The sequence below is a fragment of the Streptomyces sp. NPDC029466 genome (genome assembly GCF_055574515.1).
In genome coordinates this window covers 41,076-62,046 of sequence record NZ_JBVHZH010000009.1, presented here as the reverse complement: position 1 = coordinate 62,046, position 20,971 = coordinate 41,076, and the positions used below count along the sequence as shown (strand labels likewise).

18 protein-coding genes and 1 pseudogene are annotated in these 20,971 nt (G+C 69.1%); 5 read left to right on the top strand and 14 right to left on the bottom strand.

What is annotated here, in order from left to right:
* The 3 genes from ACZ4XD_RS10310 to ACZ4XD_RS10300 form a co-directional block, all read right to left on the bottom strand.
* Complete coding sequence (locus ACZ4XD_RS10310; RefSeq protein WP_468040426.1) at positions 1-681, bottom strand: hypothetical protein; 681 nt, start codon at positions 679-681, stop codon at positions 1-3.
* 321 nt (positions 682-1,002) lie between these two features.
* The gene (locus ACZ4XD_RS10305; protein WP_468040212.1) at positions 1,003-3,468 is read right to left on the bottom strand and encodes an SdrD B-like domain-containing protein; all 2,466 of its coding nucleotides are present in this window, start codon (positions 3,466-3,468) and stop codon (positions 1,003-1,005) included.
* Positions 3,469-4,209: 741 nt separating this feature from the next.
* A complete protein-coding gene (locus tag ACZ4XD_RS10300) occupies positions 4,210-4,926 on the bottom strand; it encodes a VIT1/CCC1 transporter family protein (RefSeq protein WP_468040210.1) in 717 nt (238 codons plus the stop codon).
* A gap of 83 nt (positions 4,927-5,009) precedes the next feature.
* Here ACZ4XD_RS10300 and ACZ4XD_RS10295 point away from each other — a divergent pair, with 83 nt between their 5' ends.
* A complete protein-coding gene (locus ACZ4XD_RS10295) occupies positions 5,010-5,633 on the top strand; it encodes a YIP1 family protein (RefSeq protein ID WP_468040208.1) in 624 nt (207 codons plus the stop codon).
* 42 nt (positions 5,634-5,675) lie between these two features.
* On the opposite strand, the gene ACZ4XD_RS10290 is transcribed toward ACZ4XD_RS10295, so the two are convergent.
* Complete coding sequence (locus ACZ4XD_RS10290) at positions 5,676-6,029, bottom strand: hypothetical protein (RefSeq protein ID WP_468040206.1); 354 nt, start codon at positions 6,027-6,029, stop codon at positions 5,676-5,678.
* 327 nt (positions 6,030-6,356) lie between these two features.
* Here ACZ4XD_RS10290 and ACZ4XD_RS10285 point away from each other — a divergent pair, with 327 nt between their 5' ends.
* Together ACZ4XD_RS10285 and ACZ4XD_RS10280 are read left to right on the top strand one after the other, a co-directional pair.
* Positions 6,357-7,391 carry a CoA transferase gene (locus ACZ4XD_RS10285; RefSeq protein WP_468040204.1) on the top strand — a complete coding sequence of 345 codons (1,035 nt, stop codon included), beginning with the start codon at positions 6,357-6,359 and terminating at the stop codon, positions 7,389-7,391.
* 81 nt (positions 7,392-7,472) lie between these two features.
* Entirely contained in the window at positions 7,473-8,816 is a 1,344-nt protein-coding gene (locus ACZ4XD_RS10280; protein ID WP_468040201.1) for a L,D-transpeptidase, read from the top strand.
* A 114-nt stretch (positions 8,817-8,930) separates the two neighbouring features.
* Here the strand turns inward: ACZ4XD_RS10280 and ACZ4XD_RS10275 are convergent, their stop codons facing one another.
* The gene (locus ACZ4XD_RS10275; protein WP_468040199.1) at positions 8,931-10,520 is read right to left on the bottom strand and encodes an MDR family MFS transporter; all 1,590 of its coding nucleotides are present in this window, start codon (positions 10,518-10,520) and stop codon (positions 8,931-8,933) included.
* A gap of 48 nt (positions 10,521-10,568) precedes the next feature.
* The gene (locus ACZ4XD_RS10270) at positions 10,569-11,162 is read right to left on the bottom strand and encodes an NADPH-dependent FMN reductase (protein WP_468040197.1); all 594 of its coding nucleotides are present in this window, start codon (positions 11,160-11,162) and stop codon (positions 10,569-10,571) included.
* A gap of 220 nt (positions 11,163-11,382) precedes the next feature.
* Between ACZ4XD_RS10270 and ACZ4XD_RS10265 the strand changes: the two genes are divergently transcribed.
* Positions 11,383-12,183, top strand: coding sequence for a TetR/AcrR family transcriptional regulator (locus tag ACZ4XD_RS10265; protein ID WP_468040195.1), 801 nt, complete (start codon positions 11,383-11,385; stop codon positions 12,181-12,183).
* Positions 12,184-12,213: 30 nt separating this feature from the next.
* Here ACZ4XD_RS10265 and ACZ4XD_RS10260 read toward each other — a convergent pair whose 3' ends face one another.
* From ACZ4XD_RS10260 to ACZ4XD_RS10235, 6 genes and pseudogenes are all read right to left on the bottom strand, one after another.
* Positions 12,214-13,122, bottom strand: a complete 909-nt coding sequence (locus ACZ4XD_RS10260) for an NAD(P)-dependent oxidoreductase (protein WP_468040192.1) — start codon at positions 13,120-13,122, stop codon at positions 12,214-12,216.
* A gap of 282 nt (positions 13,123-13,404) precedes the next feature.
* The gene (locus ACZ4XD_RS10255) at positions 13,405-14,871 is read right to left on the bottom strand and encodes a hypothetical protein (RefSeq protein WP_468040190.1); all 1,467 of its coding nucleotides are present in this window, start codon (positions 14,869-14,871) and stop codon (positions 13,405-13,407) included.
* Positions 14,868-15,014, bottom strand: a complete 147-nt coding sequence (locus ACZ4XD_RS10250; RefSeq protein WP_468040188.1) for a hypothetical protein — start codon at positions 15,012-15,014, stop codon at positions 14,868-14,870. Before ACZ4XD_RS10250 ends, ACZ4XD_RS10255 begins: the two co-directional genes overlap by 4 nt.
* A 159-nt stretch (positions 15,015-15,173) precedes the next feature.
* Positions 15,174-15,461: a DUF397 domain-containing protein gene (locus ACZ4XD_RS10245; RefSeq protein WP_468040186.1), complete on the bottom strand. Its 288-nt coding sequence runs from the start codon at positions 15,459-15,461 to the stop codon at positions 15,174-15,176.
* Entirely contained in the window at positions 15,443-16,285 is an 843-nt protein-coding gene (locus ACZ4XD_RS10240) for a DUF5753 domain-containing protein (protein WP_468040184.1), read from the bottom strand. The genes ACZ4XD_RS10245 and ACZ4XD_RS10240 overlap by 19 nt, the downstream gene beginning before the upstream one ends.
* A gap of 170 nt (positions 16,286-16,455) precedes the next feature.
* A pseudogene (locus ACZ4XD_RS10235) lies at positions 16,456-17,520 on the bottom strand (PTS fructose transporter subunit IIC); the annotation flags it as partial.
* Positions 17,521-17,569: 49 nt separating this feature from the next.
* Between ACZ4XD_RS10235 and ACZ4XD_RS10230 the strand changes: the two are divergent.
* On the top strand, positions 17,570-19,204 hold the full coding sequence (locus ACZ4XD_RS10230) for a recombinase family protein (protein WP_468040182.1): 1,635 nt from the start codon (positions 17,570-17,572) through the stop codon (positions 19,202-19,204).
* Here ACZ4XD_RS10230 and ACZ4XD_RS10225 read toward each other — a convergent pair.
* Positions 19,193-19,354 (bottom strand): hypothetical protein, encoded by a 162-nt coding sequence (locus ACZ4XD_RS10225; protein ID WP_468040180.1) that lies wholly within the window; start codon positions 19,352-19,354, stop codon positions 19,193-19,195. The genes ACZ4XD_RS10230 and ACZ4XD_RS10225 overlap by 12 nt on opposite strands.
* Complete coding sequence (locus tag ACZ4XD_RS10220) at positions 19,347-20,819, bottom strand: replication initiator (protein WP_468040178.1); 1,473 nt, start codon at positions 20,817-20,819, stop codon at positions 19,347-19,349. Before ACZ4XD_RS10220 ends, ACZ4XD_RS10225 begins: the two co-directional genes overlap by 8 nt.
* Positions 20,820-20,971: the final 152 nt, after the last annotated feature.

The window sequence follows — 20,971 nt, the reverse complement described above, 5'->3', positions numbered from 1 at the left end:
CTACCGGGTCGGGGTGGTTCCGGGTACCGGCTTGACCGGAACGTACCGGTGGGTGTCGAAATCGATGACCACCGGCCGCGGCTCGGAAGCCACGCTGACCCGGACCCGGTACATGGTGCCGTCCGAGCCGACCCAGTAGCGCACATTGCCCGCCGTACCGGAGCGGTCGCGGGAGGACGGCCCGGTCATGACGTCCACCCGGTGCCCGTCCAGCCGATCTCGTCCCCACCAGGCGGCGCCGTTCTGCGGCAGCAGTTCGGCGTTGTCCGGCCGGTCGCTGCCGAGCTTGAGGGCGATGCTCAGCGAACTGTCCAGCGCGCTGCCGGACGCCAGCAGCGGACGGCTGTGCCAGGCCGAGCGGGGCGGCGACGCGGGCGCGTGCGCCGGGGCGTTCGCCATCGGGTGGACGGACACCGTGGTGGCCGTCCACCCGATCAGCCCGTCGCTGGAGGTGTCGCGCCCGGTGCCGTGCACCACGCCGTAACCGCGCTCGCCCCGGTAGTCGACGGACCCGGTGACGACCAGCCCGCCGGCGGTGCCCGGCACAGTGATCGTCACCGCGCGGCCGTGCGCCGTGTAGTTACGGAACCGCGTGATCGCCAGCCGGTTCGCCTCATCCGACGTCAGGGTGCGCGGACCGCTCGGGCCCGAGCCGCCGTCGGCGACCAGGAACGCGGCCACCGCGAGGACCGCTGTGCCGAGGACGGCTGCCACCCGGCGTGGCCGCAGCCATCGGCGCCGGTCAGCCCCACGGCCCGGTGGCGCGTGCCGGATTCTCCCGCTCCGCACGCGGCTCGACGCTGACACTCTGCTGATTCCCCCTCTCGATCACCACACTGCCGGCCGCCGCGCGGTCGCGGCGGCACTCGGCAGTCCGGTGGCGGACGACGCCAAGGCCGGCCCTCGTGGACCGGCCGGGACGTGATCTGCCTGCCCGCGCCATCCGGGCCGCGGGCAGGCAGATCACTGTGGTGCGGTTCGTTCAGTGTTTCTCAGTGGTTCTCAGTGCTTCCGGGCGCGGCGCTTCCGGCTCGTGAACGCGATGGCCAGGCCCGCACCCACCAGCAGACCGACCAGGGCGATCATCTGTGGCAGCGCGGACATACCGGTCTGCGCCAGCGATCCCTTGCTCCCACCGGCCGGGGCCGGGCGGTGGGCAGGCGGCGCGGGTGGCGGCGGTGTAGCGGCCGGTGGCGCATCCGGCGTCGAGGTCGACGTCGGGGCCGGAGTCGGCTTCGACGTCGAAGTCGGCGTCTCCGTAGGCGTCGGAGTCGACGTCGACGTAGGCGTCGGAGTCGGCGTGGCCTTCGGGATGTACACCCCGGCGTCAATCGTGTGATCGACCCCGCCCGGCTTGTCCGGCGCCGTGACCGGCGCGTGGCCGTTGCACAACTGCCCGGTGGTCGGCGGGGTCACATTGGAGTCGTGCGCACGGTTGCCACCGGCTCGCGGCAGCGTGAACCTCAGCTCGCTCGCCGGGGGCTGCTCGGGCACCTTGCTGGTGTCCGCGGTGCACACATCGAACTGCACCGTGTATTTCGCACCCGGTGTGAGTGCGTACTCGGCGCCGACACCGCCGAAGTAGTACTCGCCGGCGGCATTGGTTCTGGTCGTGGCGACCTGTTTGCCGTCCGCGTCCAGCAGGTTGATCGTCGCCCCCGGCAGCAGCACGTGCCCCGGGTCCTGGATCCCGTTGTGGTCGCCGTCGAACCACACGACGTTGCCGATCTGGATCGGCGCGTTCGCCGCCGCGTACGCGATGTCACCGAGCCCGCCGGCCTTGCCGAACCCGCCTTGTTCCCGGCTGACGAACTGGAACCCGTTGGCCTTCGGGTTGTTGCCCGGGCCCTGACCGGTCGTGATGTCGTGGTAGCCGGTCCCTGAGGTCGCGACATCGACGACCGGGTCGAACTCCGTGCTGACGACCCACTGTTGCTGCGGGATATAGGCCACCGATCCCAGCGCGGTCTCCTGGTGCGCATTGGCGTAGGTGTCGCCCGGGAAGTATTCGACGACATCGGCGGGCTGGCCACCACTGTTGGCGGGGGTGGCGTGGTTGGGGCAGCTCCCGGTGCCTTCCCACTGGTATTCGCCGGTGGGAGTGGCGCAGACCATGGTGATGTCACCACCGGACATGGCGTTTTCCGCCGTGTCGTTCCCCGGGCGGGGGTCCAGCCCTCCCCAGCTGAGCACGTCCATGAACCGGTCGCGGAAACCCAGGATCATCGAGCCGTCCCGGGCGAAGGCGAGGGAGGCCAGCTCAGGCTGCGGATCGATGAAGACGCCGCCCGCCTTCCGGTCGTCCCACGTGTCCAGGCTGGTGTTCCACGGGTTCCAGTGGGTGGCCTTGTCGCCGGAACCGAAGACGCTGCCGCGTTTGTCGGTGAGCGGGTGGCTCAGCACCGTGGTGAACCGCGTGCCGTCGTAGGTGGCGACGAAGGCTTTCAGGTCCGCGCGCTGCCGGGTGCTCTCCGCGCTGCACACGCCGCCGACGTACAGCGTGTTGTTGTGGACCTGGAGACCGAACGGCCGCCAGTCGTCGGGGCTCGCGCACCCCGGGTCCGGGATCGGGACCGTCGCCTTGGGCGCCGCGGCGGTGCCCCCTGTCGCGTCGAAGCTCACCAGGCTGCGGGTCCGCAGGTTCACCGCGTACAGCGTGGAGCCGTCCTCCGACAGGGCCAGCCCACCGATGCTCTCCTTGCCCGGTGCGTCGGTGAACCCGCGGTCCTTGATCATGTTGGCGGTGTCGTGCCGCGTCTCCGCGGCGTCCGGCACCCGCGCGAACAGCTCCGGCGCACCCGAGCCGTTGACCGGCACCGTGTAGATCGCGCCCCCGCCCTGCGGCCCGTACGGGGCGTACCGGCGGGCGAACGCGCTCTGGAACAGCCGGGTCCGGTCCTTGTCGTACGCCAGCCCGAAGGTCGTGCCCACCTGGTCCTGCGTGGCCAGCGTGGCCGGGCACGCCACATCGCCGGGACAGGTGCCCCGGGTCTTCGTCCCGAACGCCACCAGGGCCCGGTTGTCGGTCCCGTTGGCGCCGTTGTGGACCGGCACGAAATACCGCGAGTCCGGGAGCGCGTAGTCGGCCGGGTCCCATACCCCCGTCACCACCGAGGCGTTCTTTCCGTCCGACACATCCACGAAGGACGTGAAGCTGTCGAAGTGGTTGTCCGCCGTCGACGCGGGCGCCGCCCGCAGGTAGTCGCTGTACGGTGCCGGGACGCTGACGTCGACGCGGTACCGGCCGCCGCTCAGCACGGCCGACCGCGACACCACGACCTTTCCGGTGGCATCCGTGACGCCGTTGACCTCGTGCCCGGCGGGGTCGGAGATCTCCACGTTCATGCCCCGCTGTGGCACGTCCATCGTCGCGTTGATCACGCCGGTGCCGAAGAAGTCGCGCAGCACCTGAACCGTCAGCGTGCCGTCGGCGGTTGAAGCGGCGGCCGGTCCGGCCGTCGCTCCCACGGCGCCGCCTGCCAGCAACAGAACGGATAACCCTATGCGCGCCAGCGGCTCCACGAGCGTCCGGGCCGACCGGCGAGAGTCTCTGCCGACTCGGTTCATGGCATCACACTCCACACTTTTCTCGTCAGGAAAACGAAGCACCCGCTTCTCGCTGCACGTCGACTTCGTGGCCCCGGATACGGACGCCGGTGCGAACGCCACGGAAAAGAAAAGGGGTCCGCGCTGGTGCGTGGACCGCTTTGTGGTGATCGCTTGAGGATATTGCGGGCGAGCTGTAAGCCGCGCAGGCCAGGAAAAGCGAACGCGCGTTCAGGGCCTCGGGTAAGACGGCCCCGGGTGGTGTATTCCTGCCACGCACTCACGGCGCCCCCGCCCCCCACCGCCGACCTCGCCGACCGCCATCGCGAGCAGCGCGCGAATTCTATCCACTGGAGTCTCGCCATCACCAGCAGAATGCCTGGAATCGATCGAGATCCGCGATAGTCCCCAAGTAACCCGAGAATGGGGACCGGAAGAATGTGCGATAGCGGCACGATGGCCGAATCCGGTCCCGTTGGGCGTTGCTTCGTTCACTTCTGGGCAGCGCTCGCCGAGGAGTTTATGCGGCAGTTGTTAATCGGCGGGATAGGGGTGTTCACGGGAAATGGGTCCGGCTCGGATTCCGTGACGGGGGCACGCTGAGTACGCGGTTGCGGAAGACGATTTCCGCGCAAGCTCGTGCCGGGCCCCAGGCCCCACCCCTCACACCCCCGCCGCTCCCAATACCGACCCCGCCGCGTAGGTCACCCCCATCGCCACCACCCCGCCCCCCACATTCCGCAGCACCGCCCGCCCCACCGGCGCGAACCCCAGCCGCGCGCTGGTCCACCCGCACAACGCAAGCGCCGCGACCACCGCCCCCACCGTGATCCACAACCGGTCCGCGGCCGGCGGGAGCACAATCGCCAGCAACGGCAGCAACGCCCCGACCGTGAAGGCGAGGAAGCTCGCCCCCGCCGCATGCCACGGATTGGTGAGTTCGTCGGGGTCGATGCCCAACTCCACCTCGGCATGGGCCCGCAGCGCATCGTGCTCGGTGAGCTGCTCGGCGACCTCCCGGGCCAGCTGCGCGTCCAGCCCCTTGCCTTCCAACATCTCCGTCAGCTCGATGAGTTCCGCCTGCGGCTCGGTCGCCAGCTCCCGCTTCTCCTGCGCCAGCGCGGCCTTCTCCGAATCGCGCTGAGTGGAGACCGACACATACTCACCGGCCGCCATCGACAGGGAACCGGCCAGCAGCCCCGCCAGCCCGGCCGTCAACAACGTGCCCCGTTCGTCGGTGGCTCCGGCGACCCCGACGACGAGTCCGGCGGTGGAGACGATGCCGTCGTTGGCCCCGAGGACCGCCGCCCGCAGCCAGTTGAGCCGGCTGCCGAGTCCGCCGCCGTGCGCCTCGTCGTGGTCCGGTGTCTGCAAGGTCATCGGCAGAGCGTCTCACCCGTACCGGCCGTGCCCCGCTCGACGCCCCCGCGCCGCCCCGGATTGGCCGGTGGTAGAAACGGCTTATGTCCGCACCACCCCCCTCACCGCCTCCCCAGCCGCCCCCGCCCACGCTCGTCCAGCAGGCCCCCCGCGAGCCCGCCCCCCGTCGCCGACTGTGGTGGCACCGGCTGATATTGGGGCTCTGGTACCGCCCGGTGGAGGTGCTGGACGAGGCACGGGACCGCAGCGCCTGGGGTGCGGCGGTGCTGCTGTCGCTGATCAGCGGCGCCATCGGGGTGCTGTCGGTGGACGCGTTCCACACCCAGTGGGCCGTCGACCGCACCGCGGGCCTCCAGCTCATCGGGCTGGCCGAGGCGGGGGTGCTGGCCGCCAGCTTCGTGCTGGGCGCGGTCGCCCACGCGATCGCCCGCACGCTGGGCGGCATAGGCCGCTTCGCGCCGACCGCGAGCCTGTTCATCGTGCTCTTCTGGGTGACGGATCTGCCGCGGCTGGCGATCGCCGCCTGGCTGCCGACCGACGCCACCTTCGTCCAGGCCGCGACCTGGACGACCTGGGGCTTCGGCTACGTCCTCGCGATATTGCTCATACGGGGCCAGCACCATCTGTCGACGTGGAAGTCGGCGGCCGCGGTCTCCGTTCAGATGCTGGCCGCACTGGCCCTGCTGCGGCTGGGCCCGGTCCGCTGAATCCGGGGCCGGTCCCGCGCGGCCGGCCCGCCTACGAGCGGCTCAACTACGGCTGGTCAGCTGCCGTACGAGCCCCTCGAAGGCCGCCCGCTCGGCGGCGCTCAGCTCCACGCACTCCGAGGGCGGCCCGCCCGGCCCGGTCTGCCGCGGCACCGATCCGAGCAGCTCCGGCTGTGCGGGCAGCCGCTCCTCCGGCCCGGGTGCGGCGAACGAGCCGCCCGGTGCCAAGCGTCCCCGCGACGCGTACCGTGCCCGCATCTCCCGCTGGTCCCGCCGCAGCGCGGCCTCGTACCGGCCCCGTCGCAGCAGTCTGGTGATCCCGACGGCCCATACGACGCCGACAGCGACCAGGACGCCGAAGCCGATCTGCTGGAAAATCGAAGCGGAGGGAAGCATGTGGTCCTCCCGGAGGGGTGAGGCGATGGGCCAGGACTTGTCGGTGGACGCCGCGGACTGATCCGGGCCGATCCGAAAGAAACAGCCCGGAGGCCAGTAGACACCACGCTTCGGGACTTCCGACAGGAGATCTTGGGACGTACGTCCCGAAGTGACACATCTCCTATGACATATCGCCACATTCCCGGCACGACCCGTGAAGGCGCCACTCCATGAGGCCGCCCCGGCAGGATTGCCCCCGCCCCGTTGGACACCCCGGAGGCTTCCGCCCGGCGAAGATCGCCCCGGACGATGACGTCACCCGTCCGCGACGTGAGGAGTACGCACGTGCCGCAGCCGCACCGGCCGCAGCCCCGGCCGCCCGCCGACGCCTCCCCCGGGCCGGCCGGCACGCCACCGCCCGACCGCGGGCCCGCCGGCACCGGGACCACCGACGGTGCGCCGCCCGCCCGCGCCCTGGACGGCATCCTCGTCGCGGACTTCAGCCGGGTGCTGGCCGGACCGCTGGCCGCCGCGACGCTCGCCGACCTCGGCGCCGAGGTGATCAAGGTCGAGCGGCCCGGCACCGGGGACGACACCCGCGCCTGGGGACCGCCGTTCGTCGCGGACCCCCCGTCCGGCGCGGACTCCCCCTCCGGCGCCGGGCCCGCACCGCGCGAGGACGGTGCACCGGGATGCGGGACGGCCGCGTACTTCGATGCCGCGAACCGCTCCAAGCGCGGCCTGGCGCTGGATCTCGGTGACCCGGAGGACGCGGCCGCGGCCCGCGAGTTGGCGGCGGCGCGGGTGGCGGCGTGGTCGCTGCTGGGCTCGCTGGTCAATCAGACGTCCGGCCATCTGGCCACCGGCCGCGATCCGGGCCCGATGGGCAATCGCCATCCGAACATCGCCCCGTACGAGACGCTGGCCTGCCGCGACGGGCAGCTGCTGGCGGTGGCGGTGGGCAATGACCGTCAGTTCCGGGAGCTGGCGCGGGCACTGGGCGCCCCGGAACTCGCCGAGGACCGCCGGTTCGCCCGCAACGGAGACCGGGTGCGAAACCGCACAGATCTCATCAAAGCCCTGGAGGCCCGGCTGGCCTCCGACACCCCGCACGGCTGGACCGAGCGGCTGACCGCCGTGTCCGTGCCGTGCGGTCCGGTCAACACCGTCTCCGAGGCCCTGGAGTTGGCGGCACGCCTCGGTCTCGATCCGGTGACAACCGTCGGGGAGGGGCGCGTCCCTCAAGTCACCAGCCCACTTCGGCTTTCGGGGACGCCGGTGGCCCAACCCTTCGCTCCACCCCGCCTGGACGAACACGGCACGGCACTGCGAACCTGGCTGTCAGGGCCATCCGACGCCCCCTTGCCGCCACGTATGTGACCTTCATCACAAGAGAGCCGTACCCGCAACCAAATCCGCCCGCTCGTGCTGTTTACCAGCACGGAATCACAACCCCCTGTTATGGAGCAGCTCGTGACAACGCCGGACAACCCCGCGCCCGCTCGGTCCCGCACCCCGCACCAGCTGCTCCTGTCAGACGAGCAGCCGGCGCCGGGCACGCCGCGCCGCAACCGGCGGATGCGCCGCACGCTCGCCGTGACGGCCCTGTTCGCCGCGGGCGCGCTGACCCTGTCCGCCTGTGGCGGGGACGCCTCGGCCGGTGGCAATGACGACGGCAAAAACGGCCAGGCCGGCGCGGACGCCGCGGCCGCCAAGAACGCCTCCGACGTCAAGATCAAGGTCTCGTCGGACGACGGTGCCACCAACGCCAGCATCAATGACACCGGGGTGAAGGTCACCGACGGCAAATTGACCGAGGTGAAGCTCACCGACGCGAACGGCAAGGACGTCGCCGGCGCCATATCGGCCGACGGCACGTCCTGGAAGCCGGGCGTCCAGCTGGAGCGCGGCACCAAGTACCGGATCGTGGCGAAGGCCAAGGACGCCAAGGGCCGGGCCGCCACCGAGAACGCCTCCTTCACGACGGTCTCCTCCGCCAACAGCTTCATCGGCAGCTACACCCCCGATGACGGCAAGACCGTCGGCGTCGGCATGCCGGTGTCGTTCAACTTCGACAAGGCGATCACCAACAAGAAGGACGTCCAGTCCCACATCAAGGTGACCTCCAGCAGCGGCCAGCAGGTCGTCGGCCACTGGTTCGGCGCCCAGCGCCTGGACTTCCGGCCCGAGGACTACTGGAAGGCCGGCTCCAAGATCACCATGAAGATCGACCTGGACGGGGTCAAGGGCGGCCAGGGCATCACCGGTGTCCAGTCCAAGACGGTGTCCTTCACCATCGGGCGCTCGCAGGTCTCCACCGTCGACATGAACACCCAGACCATGACGGTCAAGCGGGACGGCAAGACCCTCAAGTCCGTCCCGATCTCCGGCGGCAGCCCCGAGAACCCCACCTACAACGGCCAGATGGTGATCTCGGAGAAGTTCGAGCAGACCCGGATGGACGGCTCGACGGTCGGCTTCAAGAAGAAGGACGGCAAGGGCGAGTACGACATCCCTGACGTTCCGCACGCCATGCGGCTGTCGTCCTCCGGCACCTTCCTCCACGGCAACTACTGGGGCGACCCGTCCATCTTCGGCAAGGCCGGCACCAGCCACGGCTGCGTCGGCCTGCGGGACAACAAGGGCGGCGGGGGCGACACCCCGGGCAAGTGGTTCTTCAACGAGTCGCTGATCGGCGATGTCGTCGTCGTGAAGAACTCGAAGGACGACACCATCAAGCCGGACAACGGCCTCAACGGCTGGAACATGTCCTGGTCCGAGTGGCAGGCGGGCAGCGCGGCCTGACGGTCCGCGTCCGTGAGGCAGATCTGAAGGCGGTGGCCGGTCCCTGGCAGGGGCCGGCCACCGCCTTCTCCGTACGGGCCCCCGCTCCCCATTTGTCCGTACGGGGCCGGGCGGTCAGTCCGCCTCCGCCGGGCCCACCGTCGTCCGCAGCGGCACCTCCCGTACGAACCAGGCTGCCGCGAAGCCGAGCGCGGCCAGCACCGCGGCGCCGATGAGCACCCCGTGCAGCCCGCTGGTGACCGCCGCCCGGTAGGCGGCCCGTACCGGTGCGGCCACCCCGTCCAGCACCTGTGGCGTCAGCTGTCCGGCGCCCGCCGTCAGCCGGTCCGCGGTGGCCTCCCCCACCCGGTCGGCGAGCCCGCTGTGCAGCCGCCCGGTGAAGACGGCGCCCAGCAGGGCGACACCGAGCGAGCCGCCGACCGTACGCAGCAGGGTGACCGTGCCGCTGGCGGCGCCCATGTCCCGTGGTGCGGCGCTGTTCATGGTGATGATCATGGTGCTCTGCATGACGAACCCGATGCCCATGCCCGCGACGACGGTGAGCGCGGAGGCCAGGGCCGTCGCGGTGTCCGTACCGAGCAGCAACAGGAGCAGCACACCCGCGGTCAGCACCCCGCCGCCCAGGATCGGATAGATCCGGTAGCGGCCGTTACGGCTGATCAGGGCCCCGGTGCCGAGCTGCACACCGAGCATCCCGAACATCAGCGGCAGCAACAGCAGCCCGCCGGCCGTCGGCGACAGACCCTGTACGAACTGGAGGTACTGCGGCAGATAGCTGGTCGCGCCGAGCATCACCGCGCCGACCAGAAAGCTCAGGATCTGCGCCAGGGTGAAGTTGCGGCTGCGGAACAGCCGGGGCGGGATGACCGGCTCCACGGCCCGCCGCTCGACCCGTACGAACCAGGCCAGCGCCACCACGCCCACCGCCGCCAGCCCGAGGATCTGCGGCGATCCCCACCCGTAGCGGACGCCGCCCCAACTGGCCAGCAGGGTCAGTGCCAGGATCGCGCCGGACAGCAGCAGGACGCCCGGGTAGTCGATCCGTGCCGTGCTCCGCTCGGTGCGGCCCAGCCGGATGCACACCCCGACGATCACCAGCGCGACCGCGCCGAGCGGCACATTGACGTAGAACGCCCACCGCCAGCTCAGCTGATCCGTGAGGAAGCCGCCCAGCAACGGCCCCCCGATGAACGCGACCGGCATCATGGCGCCGATCATCGACTGCATCCGGCCGCTGTCCCGGGGCGGCACCAGCACCCCGATGATCGACAGCGCCCCGACCATCAACCCGCCCGCGCCCAGCCCCTGCAGGGCCCGGAACGCGATGAGCTGCCCCATGTCCTGTGCCAGCCCGGACAGCATCGACCCGGCCAGGAAGAGCACGATCGCCGCCATGAACGTGCCCTTGCGGCCGTAGAGATCGCCTGCCTTCCCCCAGAGCGGTGTGGCCACGGCGGTGGTGAGCAGATAGGCCGTCACCACCCACGACAGCTGTTCCAGGCCGCCGAGCTCCCCCACGATCGTGGGCAGCGCGGTCCCGACGATCATGCCGTCCACCATCGCCAGGAACATCCCGAGCAGCAGCCCGAAGACGCCGAGGTACAGCGACCGCGGCCGCCCCCCGTCCCCCGCCGCCCCGTCGGCCCCGTCGGCCCCCTCGGCCCGGCCGGTCCCGCCGACCGCTCCCCCCGTACTGTCCGTCACCTTCACTGCGCCCCCTCGCTCCGTCTCTCCGCGGCTTCCGGTGCGCCGTCAGGCGGCGTACGGCCGGACGGCCTTGGCGTCGGCCAATGCCCGTGCCCACCAGGACAGTTGGTCGAGCATGACCTTGGCCGCGCCCTCGGCCGCCGGGTCGGTCGGCCGCCCCTCCGCGTCGAACTTGTCCCCGTAGTTGTGGAAGCTGACGGTGTGCCGGACCGTCATCGCGTTCAGCTCCGCCAGCACCACACGCAGCTGCTCCACCGCCCGCAGCCCGCCGGACAGCCCGCCGTAGGACACGAAGCCGACCGGTTTGGCCTGCCACTCGGTGTGGTGCCAGTCGATGAGGTTCTTCAGGGGCGCCGGGAAGCTGTGGTTGTACTCGGGCGTGACGATCACCATCGCGTCGGCCGCCGCCAGCCGCGGTGAGATCTCGGCGAGCAGCTCGGTGGTACCGGGCGCCGGAGGCTGCCCGAACGCGGGAAAGACGGTGGGCGCCGGCGTCTCGACGAGATCGATCACCTCCGCGGCCATGTCCCCGCGCCGGGCGATCCGTTCGGCCACCCACGCGGCGACCGTCGGCCCGAACCGGCCGTCCCGCGTACTCCCGACGATGACCGCGACCCGCAGGCGCTTCTCCCCGTCCATGACACATCCCTCCCACTGCGCGCATACCGCCGTCCGGCATGCCGCTCCGCTGCTGTGTACGGCGTCGCGGTGCACGACGCCGAGGCGTACGTCCCTGGCGTGAACGGCCTGAGGTGTACGGCGTATCGAGCGAGTACAACGTACACAGCAGTGTGTACATCGTCTACTCCTGATACGTTGTACGCGATCTTCGGGGGGATCCTGGAAGGAAGTGGGGCCCATGGCCAGCAAGAAGACCGCCGACGCCGAGGGCCGGCGGCCGTCCGGGTCCGCAGCGAAGGCGCCGGACCGGGCGGACCAGACGGACCAGACGGAAGTCTCTCTCTGGGAGCGGCTGGACCGTCCGGCGCCGGCCCCGCGGGCCACTCTGACCCCGCAGAAGATCGCCGCGGCCGCCGTACGGATCGCCGACACCGATGGCATCGACGCCGTCACCATGCGCCGCCTGGCCACCGAACTGGGCGTCGCCCCCATGGCGGCCTACCGCTATGTCTCCGGCAAGGGCGACGTCCTGGACCTGATGACCGATGCGGTCTACGCGGACGTGCAACTCCCCGACGACCTGGAGAATTGGCGCGAGGTCATGCGCGCCCACGCGCTGCGCACCCGGGAGATCGTGCTGCGCCACCCCTGGCTCATCCAGATCTCCTCACCGCAGGCGCTGCGCGCGCTCACCCCCAGCCGGATGGCCACGGCCGAGCGGGCGCTCTCCTCCCTGGACGGCCTCGGACTCGACATCGACACGATGATGGCCGTGGTCGGGACCGTCGCCTCCTTTGTCCACGGGGCCGTATCGGCCGAGTGCGCCCAGTACTCCCTGATGCAGGAGCAGGGCTGGGACAGCCCCGATGATCTGCGGAGCGCCCTCGGCCCGCAGATGCGCTACCTGATGAGCACCGGCCGCTACCCCACCTATCACCGCTACCTCCGCGAAGCCGTCCACAAGGACGACCCGCAGTGGCGCTTCGAAACCGGCCTGGACAGCGTCCTCGACGGCATCGCGGCCCGACTGGACATCTGAGCCCTCGGCGCGAGGTGCGCGGAGCCCGCCTCAGCGCGGGTGCACCAGCTCCACCAGGCCCGCCAGCCCCTCGCTCCCGTGGCCGTCCGCCACCCGCCGTTCCATCAGCGCGAACAGCGGCGCGAAGAGTTCCGGGCTGACGCCCTGTGCGCGGCTGACCTCCCCGATGCTGTCGTGCGCGACCTGCATGGCGAGGGGTGACCCGGTAACGGAGTAGTCGCCGGAGTCGATCTGCGCCGCCATCGCGGGCAGGCTGCCGGCCATCGCCCCCAGCCACGGCTGAAGCAGCGTCGTGGTGAACTCCGCCACCGAGCCGCCCGCCGAGCGCACCAGCGCCGCCGCATGCAGAAAGCCGCCGAACATCCCATACATGCCGCTCAGCAGCGCAAGGTCGTGGAGCGGCGCGAGTCCTGGGTCCTCGCCCAGATAGACACTGCGTGCGAACGCGTCCAGCACGTCCCGGTGCGCCTCGAACGCCTCCCGCGAGCCGCTGTAGAGCACGAATGCATCCGGGCTCCCGATGATCTCAGGCACGGCCATGATCCCGCCGTCGAGGTAGGCGGCCCCGAGGCCCATCACCCGCTCCGCCATCACACGGGCCTCCTCGGGCGACCCGTTGGTCACATTGACCACCACCCGCCCCTGCAACGCCGCCCGCCCGCCGCCCTGTTGCTCCAGCAGCGGACCGATATCGCCGTAATCGAGGATGCAGACGAGCACGATCTCGCCCGCCCTGACCGCCTCCGCCACCGACCCGGCCCGCCGCGCCCCACGCGCCACCAGCCCCTCGCCTCGGCCGACCGTCCTGTTCCACACGGTCACGTCATGCCCGGCCCCCAGCAGCGCCTCCGCCAGCGCCGCCCCCATGCTCCCCAGCCCGAGAACCGCCACACTCTTCTTCACCGTCGACACGAACCGAACTCCCGCCTCATTGCGCATGATTCAGCGGCCGCCCGGGGGATTCCGGAGGCCGCTGCATCAGTCTTGGCCGAGGCTCAGCGCGGGACAAGTACCTACTTTTTGGTGCGTACTTACCTTGGGGTGAGTGGGCATGCAGGGCCGTGGGGAGGGGAGGCCCTCATCGCTGGATCGCCGCCGTCATGGTGAAGGCCGCCCCTCGCACAGGAGGGACGGCCCGTCCGGTGTCGGTCGGTGGCTGCCGGGGCGAGCCGTCAGCCGCTGCTGCGACGGCCCGTCGGTCGCTGCCCGATGTGCGACCCGTCAATCGCCGTCGGGGGCCGCCCGGGACGGCCGCACCAACAGGGCGGCGAGCGGTGCCAGCAGACCGGCCGCACCGGCCCACAGCCGCCACACACCGTTGTCCGGCACGGCCAGCAGCGCCCCCATGCTCACCAACGAGCAGACCAGGCCGGCCAGCAACAGCTTCGGGACGGTGGCGGACCAGGCGGCGCCGAGGTCCAGCAAGCGGACCTGCCGCCCGGCCCCGGGGAGCGCCCCGCGGTCCGGGCCCGGCGCGGCCGCCCCCATGTCCTCCGCCACACGGGCCGGCACCGCACCCGGCAACTGCCAGCCGTCATCGCCGATCAGCTCGGCGAGCATGTCCTTGCCCCGACGTCGCTGCGGATGCCACATCAGCAGCCCTGATGCCCCTGCCAGGACGGTCCCCGCGACGGTGCTGGACAGCCCGCCATGGAAGGGGATGGTCCGGTCCGTGCCGTCGACGGCGAGCAGCAGACACTTCAGCTGCCGGGTGTTCTCCCGGCGTTCGCGCACGGCTGCCTGATCCGTGCCCTCGACCGGCGGGGCGTCGGTGTGCTTTCCGCCGCCCGTGACGCGGACCCGCAGGGCGACCCAGCCCTCGCCGGTGCTGCACGCAGTCCGGCGCGTGACGCCCTCCCGCCACCAGCCTGCACAGACGGCCAAGGTCACCAGGATCCAGATACCGGCGACCACCCAGAACGTGGCGGCTTCCACCGTCCGCCCGGCCAACTTCCTTTCCACCTCGGCCTGTTGATCGTCACCCACGGCCCCCAGCTCGGGGTGCGCAGGGACGTAGCCGACATACAGCTCCCCGCCGACCTCCTGGCGCCGTTCGGTGTCCGCCGTGAAGCTCGCCGGAACCCCGCGGCCACCCCGCTGCCCGTTCGCCGGCGGAAGGAGGACGGTGTACTGGGCCGTGGCGTCCGCCTGCCGCCCGCGCCCCTCGGTCACCTCGTGCTCGATGGCGGTGATGCGGAGTTTGCCGGTGACCGCGCCGGCTTCGCGCAACGCCGCCGCCCGGCCACCGGAGTCCGGTTCCGCCACCGCGAGCGCGGCCCACAGGCACACCAGCGTCGGCAGTCCGACGAGCAGGCCGACGGCACGGACCGACGGCCAGGGCGTGCCGTGCAGCCGTGCCGGGAGGGCGGCGGTTTCACCTCCCGGTGCCGACGAGGCGGCCCGCACCGCCCGTGCGTAGGTGTGGTCCCGAGCCGCGCCGGCACGGAACACACTCACCCCGACGGCACCCAGGCACAGCACCAGCACCCCGAAGGCAAACCAGACGGCGACCGTCCGCACTTCCCCGGCCCCGAGAAACAGCCATGCCGCGGTGAGCGCCACCAGCGCGAGGGGCGCGGCCACGGTCACCCACCGGCCGCTGCGTGCACCGGCCGGAACCGGCTGCTCCTGGCCGCCGGGCCGGGCCGGCTTGGACAAGGTCACTTCGGACGGCTGCTCGCCCGTCATCCGAACGCTCCGAACTTGTCCGTGTCCGGGGATTCCTTCATCTTCTTCGTGCCCTCTCCGGCATGCCCGCGCGCATCGGCAGCGGCGCCGGGCTTGTCCTTTTCCTCGTCCGCGTTGGGGTCGCCATTGATCGCTGCGTCCATGTCCTTGACGATGTTGCCCTCAATGCCCAGGCCGATACTGACCGGGGCCCGTCCCGGCCGCACGAATCAACGGAACGCACACGACGGCGGCGACCGGCCCCGTGCTGGGGGCGGCCGCCGCCGTCGTGATCTTCGGGCCGGTCTCCTGAGACCGGGGCGTCAGGCGCCGGAAAGTTCGCCGCTCTTCACGACGGTGACGAAGGATGCCCAGGCGGGCGCCCCGAAGAGCAGGGCGGGACCGTGGGGAGCCTTGCTGTCGCGCACGGGGACGACGGGGAGGCCGTCGGCCACCTCGACGCAGTTACCCCCGTCCTGGTTGCTGTAGCTGGACTTGCGCCAGGTGACGGTGGTCAGGAGGTCGTCGGAGACCTCGATGCAGGCGCCGCCGTCCTGGTTGCTGTATGAACTCTTGCGCCAGGTGACGGTGCTCAGGTCGATGGCTCGCACGAGACTTCCTCCAACAGCTGGCTGATGAACTTCCGTGATTCAACCGGGGATAGGGCTAGGTCACGGACCAGATCGTAGCTGAGCTGAAGTCGTTCGGCTGCTGCTGTTTCCTCGACAAGTTCGCCGGAATATCCGGTCTCCACCCATGCCACGGTGCGGCCGTCCGGGAGTCGCAGGAACGTGGTGTCGGTGTTCGAGAGGGCATGGAGTCCGACCGCGTGTCGAACGACCTGAACCATCACGTTCGGCCGATCGCTCATGTCCAGGAGGAGTTCAAGCTGCTTCCTCCACTCCGCGGCATCCGCCAACGGTGTGCGTAGCACAGCCTCGGAAAGGATCGTGCGGAACCGTGGCGTGTCATCACCGTCCAGCAGCGCCCGACGTCCTTTGCGTGCTTCGACCTGCCGGGCCAGTTGTGCTCCGCTGAGGCCACCGGCCAACAGCAGTTCGTGTGCGTAACTCGGTGTCTGGAGCAGCCCGTGAACGGTGCTCACTCCGTAGTGCCAGATGCTCAACGCTTCCGATTCCAGCGTCATGTACCGCCGATACCGCTCCCGGAACTGCGTAGGATCCCCCGCCGCCAACTCCCACAGCGTCAGCAGAAGTCCAGCCGTCCCGTAATGCTGGTCCAAGGCCTGCGCGACCTCCGGGCCGCCGAGCGTCTCGCCCTTCTCCATCTTGCCGAACAGCGACCAGTCCCAGCCCAGCACGTCACCGAGCTGCCGGAGACTGTCGCCCTTCTCGGCCCGTAGTAATCGCAGCTCTTCTACGTAGCGCTGGCGCGGCTCCTGGCTGCGACCGGTGACCGCTCGCCTCGGCGGCATGGCGACCTCCTCCGTGGAAGGTGTGGAACTAACGGTGCGTGGCGACGAAGCACCGCCCACAAGCGGCATTCGCGCTCAATTCCGGGCCCATTCCCGTAGGGGCCGGAATACGCACGGTAGTGGTCCACGAGGGGCTCGGGCAGGGAAACGGAAGAGGGAAGTGGCAGGGATCAGGCTGCGGCCGGAACCCCTGCCCCTTCGTCGGCCGGTGCGGCCGCCGCGTGGGTGGGCGACGGCTTCCGCAGCCCCTTGAGCAGGACGACCAAGGCCGTGCTGACGCCTACGCCCGCGGCGATGGCGAGGAGGTAGAGGAAGGGCTGGCCGATCAGGGGGACGACGAAGATGCCGCCGTGTGGGGCGCGGAGGGTGCAGCCGAAGGCCATAGACAGGGCTCCGGTGACCGCGCCGCCGGTCATCGCGGAGGGGATGACGCGCAGGGGGTCGGCGGCGGCGAAGGGGATCGCGCCCTCGGTGATGAAGGAGGCGCCGAGCACCCAGGCCGCCTTGCCGTTCTCCCGCTCGGCCTTGGTGAAGAGCCGGCCCCGGACAGTGGTGGCCAGCGCCATCGCCAGCGGCGGGACCATGCCGGCCGCCATCACCGCGGCCATGACCTTGAGGCTGCCCTCGTTGGGGTTGGCGAGGCCGCCGACCGCGAAGGCGTACGCCACCTTGTTGAGCGGGCCGCCGAGGTCGAAGCACATCATCAGGCCGAGGATCGCGCCCAGGATGATCGCGTTGGCGCCGGTGAGACCGGACAGCCAGTCCGTCAGCCCCTTTTGCAGTGCGGCGATCGGCTTGCCGATCACGAGGAACATCAGGAAGCCGACGATCGCCGACGAGATGAGCGGGATGACCACCACCGGCATGATGCCGCGCAGCACCGGTGGGATACGGACCCGCTGAATCGCCATCACCACGGCGCCCGCGAGCAGGCCGGCGATCAGGCCGCCGAGGAAGCCCGCGTTGATGGTGAGCGCGATGGCGCCGCCGACGAAGCCCGGGACCAGGCCCGGCCGGTCCGCCATGCCGTACGCGATGAAGCCCGCCAGGACCGGGACGAGGAAGCCGAACGCGACGCTGCCTATCTGGAAGAGCAACGCCGCCCAGCTGGCGGACTCGGTCCAGAGGAAGTGCTCGGCGACGGGCGGGGCCTTGTTGATCGTGTAGCCACCGATGGCGAAGGCGAGCGCGATGAGCAGGCCGCCCGCGGCGACGAACGGCACCATGTAACTGACTCAGTACTGTTGCTTAGGTACTTGAGGATCTGACGAGAGGTTAGCAGTCGTGGCGACGTCGTCCAAGTGGCACATGCATCCCGATCTCAAACGGGCACTTGCCGGGGGGAAGACCCTTGAGGACTGGCTAGATGAGCGGACCCCATGTTGCTCGTACGCGCGCATCACCCAGGATCGCCGCGAAGAAATTGGCGTTGCCCGCCAGCATGCCAATAACGAAGAATTCGCCGCCAAGCACAATTGCGCAATTGTCTACCGTTACACGGATAACAACATCACAGCAGCCGACCCGGACATCGAACGTCCCGCATTCCTGCGATTGGTGCGTGACTTGCGCGCGCGACGCACCGAGGAGGGCATTACGGTTTGCGGCCTCTTCGTTGTTGAAGAAGAGCGAGTCGTCCGACTACCCGAAGACTACCTGAAACTGCATCGCGCCTTGACGGTAGATGATTCCGGAATCTACGGCGTTAGCGACACCAATACCGTTCTGGACGTACACGGCGACTCGGAGATTTTGCGAGGGCTCCTGACTTCCGCAATGGGAGAAAGGGAAGTGAAGAAGGTTAAGCGTCGGGTGACTCGCAACGCGCGAGACCACGCCTTAGAGGGTTCCCCCACAGGCCGCCGACGATTTGGCTGGAAAGGCGCCGACAAGAAGCTAGGCCGCCCGACGAATAAGTACCTGCACCCCGAAGAATCCAAGGTTCTACGCGAAGCCGTGGAGCTCGCACTAAAGGGTAAGAGTTGGGCAACGATCGTACGCCACTTCGGGAAAAGCGGATCGACTCCAGTCCGGGGAGGAAAGTGGGCGACAACCCCAATTCAGTACATGCTCACCAACCCTGCCCTTTGCGGGTATCGAATGCTGCACGGAGAATTGATCCTTGACCGGGAAACCGGAGATCCCAAGGTGGGCGACTGGGAGACCATCTGCACGCCTGAGGAATGGCACAAGCTCATTGGGCGATGCAGTACGTGGTTCAACTTGGACGGGAGCGAGACCGCATACACCCGCTACCGCCAAAAGGTAAAAACGCAGGGTAAGAAGAACTACCGCGAACTGGCCGACGCAACCCGCCGATTCCTTCTCACGAACATTCTCCGATGCGGATACATCGATGACGACGGGAATCTATGCGGAGCAAAAATGAAAGGCATGGGCCCAAGCGGCACTAACAAGCACGAGCGCTACAGGTGCGGGGACCCCAATTGCAATCGCGTCAGCAGGCGCGCCGATCTGGTCGATAAGGCCATCGAGATCGTAGTAATCAAGGTGCTCACGGCGCAGTACTCGGCGACCGAACCGGAAGATAAGAAGTGGTACGGGGAGGATTCCCTAGCCAAACTCCGTGCGCGCCGACAGGAGATCAAAGAGAGCTATAAGTCAGGAATCTTCTCTCTGGCCGAGTACCTTGAATTCAAAGACGCCAATGATACACAGATCTCAGAATCCGAATTGGACAGAAAGAAGTTCTACGCAGAGCAAGCAGCGCAGAACTTCCTGTCTGGATTCAGCGAAGAGAAATGGCATAACGAATACGACATGCGGCAGAAGCGTAAGGCCGTAGCAACGGTGCTCTCTGCCGTAATCGTTCATCCCCTACCGAAAGGCCGCGCGAAAAGCGCGCAGTTCGATCCGGAACTATTGGAGCCCATCTACAAGGCCAAGTCAGCCAAATAGCTCACGCAGAATCTCTAGCTGCTCCTCGTTTAGGCGAGGAGCAGCTTTTGCCTGTGCTTCCGCCCACCTCTCTATAGCCGCGTCGACATCATCCGTGGTGAAAATCAAGGACTGGTCAACTGAGGGCAGATTTCTGGTCTCGTCAGCCATCAGCCCTCCTGTCCCGATCCCGTATTTCCCGTGCGATCTCTCTCAGCTGCTCCTGATCCTCAGCGATGCCCGTGGCTATCTCTGCTTCAGCGGGTGTGTGGCCGGAACCGACGTACCGCCATGCCGACTCCGTCACCGTGCCGTCGCCCAAGTCGTGCAGGACCTCATCGGAGGAGTCCCACAGGTGTTCGGCTCGTGCCGCTCGCAGCTCCCCGTAAGTGGTCGAGTAGCGACGGGATTTGGTGAGCACGTGACCGCGATAGCCGAGGGTGTGAGCCCATGCCCGGAGTCTCAGGCCCTCCAGTTCCCGCAGGCCGCCGAGGCGCCAGCACATACCCATGAGCGCCCGCATATGGACTGTGGCGCCCGCATACGGGATCTCAGCGGCAGAGCTAAGCCGGCTGTCTGATCCGCCTGCCTGAGCAACCGACTTGCCGACGTACTTTGCGACGTAGGCAGCGACCCGGTCATCAGTCACGGGGGCGTCATCACCGAACGACCTGATCGGCGCAACGTCCAGCTCAGCGCCAAATCTGGCGGTCCACTCTCCAACGGCGGAGGAGTACGGGGCCGACATCGTGACCGTGGCCGCAGCCTCGCGAATAGCCGTTTCCAGACGCGCCGCAGTCGCCCAGTCCGGCGGAGCCGCGTCAGGGCCGGTCGGACCGTCGAGGCGAACAACCGCGTGGAAGTGGACCGCCGCCCGCTGTTGATATTCGGCGACCTTGGCAAAGGACAGCCGGACGTGATGGCGCAGGCGACTCTGCGCGATGCCCACCGAGGTGGCCAAGAGGCGCCGGACGCGATCGCAGAACCTATTCCAGAGCGCCCCGGCATGAGCGTGCCAGAGCACGTGTCCGGCGTAGTCGTAGCAGCCAGGGCACAGAGGCTGTCCCACAAGAGAGTCATCCGCCGCGTGCACCAGGCGACAGCCGATCGAGCGCCCATGCTCACAGACGCCGCCCCCACGTCGAGGCAGGCACGGCTGCCCTCCCTCGGTGAGGTGATGCACCTGCCCGAACGAAGGGGCAGTGAGGGTGACGAAGAGCCGCGGGTGATCCCGAACGACCTCAGGCGTGCCTTTGCCGCCGCTCAAGCCGGAGCGGACGAGGTGAAACGTATCTCCAGCGTGCAGGCGTGAGCACGGTGCGCACCGTGTCTCCCTGCGGTTTCGGCAGCGGACTGCTAGCCGGCCCCCCGGTTCGCCCTCAGTATCGAAGTGCCGCAGCACCTCCCCCGAGGCCCCGTCTCTGACGGTTGTGTGGCCGGACAGGTAGATCGGGTGAGCGCAGCCGCCCACGTTGCGGATCTGTTCCAGCCAGCGGCCGAAGCCAGGGTCGGCCACCAGGCGCACCATGTCGCGTTCGATGGCGGACAGAGAGCGCATGCGCTGATCCAGAGCGAGAGCGTCGCGACGGGCATTGTCGTCGGTGAAGGGATTGCCACGAGTGATCAGGTGACGCATGGGGGACCTTTCCCGGGCCGAAACAGCCCAGTTCCGAAGTTCCTTAGAAAGCAGAGGAATTGACCCTGATGCGGACGGAGGCCCGCACTTGTCCAGGGGGTTTCACGCCGAGCAGATGTCGGCTGAGCAGGTAGCCCGAAATGGGATCCGCC

What these genes read in the sequence shown, in the direction of transcription:
- ACZ4XD_RS10300 (WP_468040210.1), bottom strand. Translation starts at nt 4,926, where the DNA reads ATGACCTTGCAGACACCGGACCACGACGAGGCGCACGGCGGCGGACTC.
- ACZ4XD_RS10295 (WP_468040208.1), top strand. Translation starts at nt 5,010, where the DNA reads ATGTCCGCACCACCCCCCTCACCGCCTCCCCAGCCGCCCCCGCCCACG.
- ACZ4XD_RS10290 (WP_468040206.1), bottom strand. Translation starts at nt 6,029, where the DNA reads ATGCTTCCCTCCGCTTCGATTTTCCAGCAGATCGGCTTCGGCGTCCTG.
- ACZ4XD_RS10280 (WP_468040201.1), top strand. Translation starts at nt 7,473, where the DNA reads ATGGAGCAGCTCGTGACAACGCCGGACAACCCCGCGCCCGCTCGGTCC.
- ACZ4XD_RS10270 (WP_468040197.1), bottom strand. Translation starts at nt 11,162, where the DNA reads ATGGACGGGGAGAAGCGCCTGCGGGTCGCGGTCATCGTCGGGAGTACG.
- ACZ4XD_RS10265 (WP_468040195.1), top strand. Translation starts at nt 11,383, where the DNA reads ATGGCCAGCAAGAAGACCGCCGACGCCGAGGGCCGGCGGCCGTCCGGG.
- ACZ4XD_RS10260 (WP_468040192.1), bottom strand. Translation starts at nt 13,122, where the DNA reads ATGCGCAATGAGGCGGGAGTTCGGTTCGTGTCGACGGTGAAGAAGAGT.
- ACZ4XD_RS10255 (WP_468040190.1), bottom strand. Translation starts at nt 14,871, where the DNA reads ATGACGGGCGAGCAGCCGTCCGAAGTGACCTTGTCCAAGCCGGCCCGG.
- ACZ4XD_RS10250 (WP_468040188.1), bottom strand. Translation starts at nt 15,014, where the DNA reads ATGGACGCAGCGATCAATGGCGACCCCAACGCGGACGAGGAAAAGGAC.
- ACZ4XD_RS10240 (WP_468040184.1), bottom strand. Translation starts at nt 16,285, where the DNA reads ATGCCGCCGAGGCGAGCGGTCACCGGTCGCAGCCAGGAGCCGCGCCAG.
- ACZ4XD_RS10225 (WP_468040180.1), bottom strand. Translation starts at nt 19,354, where the DNA reads ATGGCTGACGAGACCAGAAATCTGCCCTCAGTTGACCAGTCCTTGATT.
- ACZ4XD_RS10220 (WP_468040178.1), bottom strand. Translation starts at nt 20,819, where the DNA reads ATGCGTCACCTGATCACTCGTGGCAATCCCTTCACCGACGACAATGCC.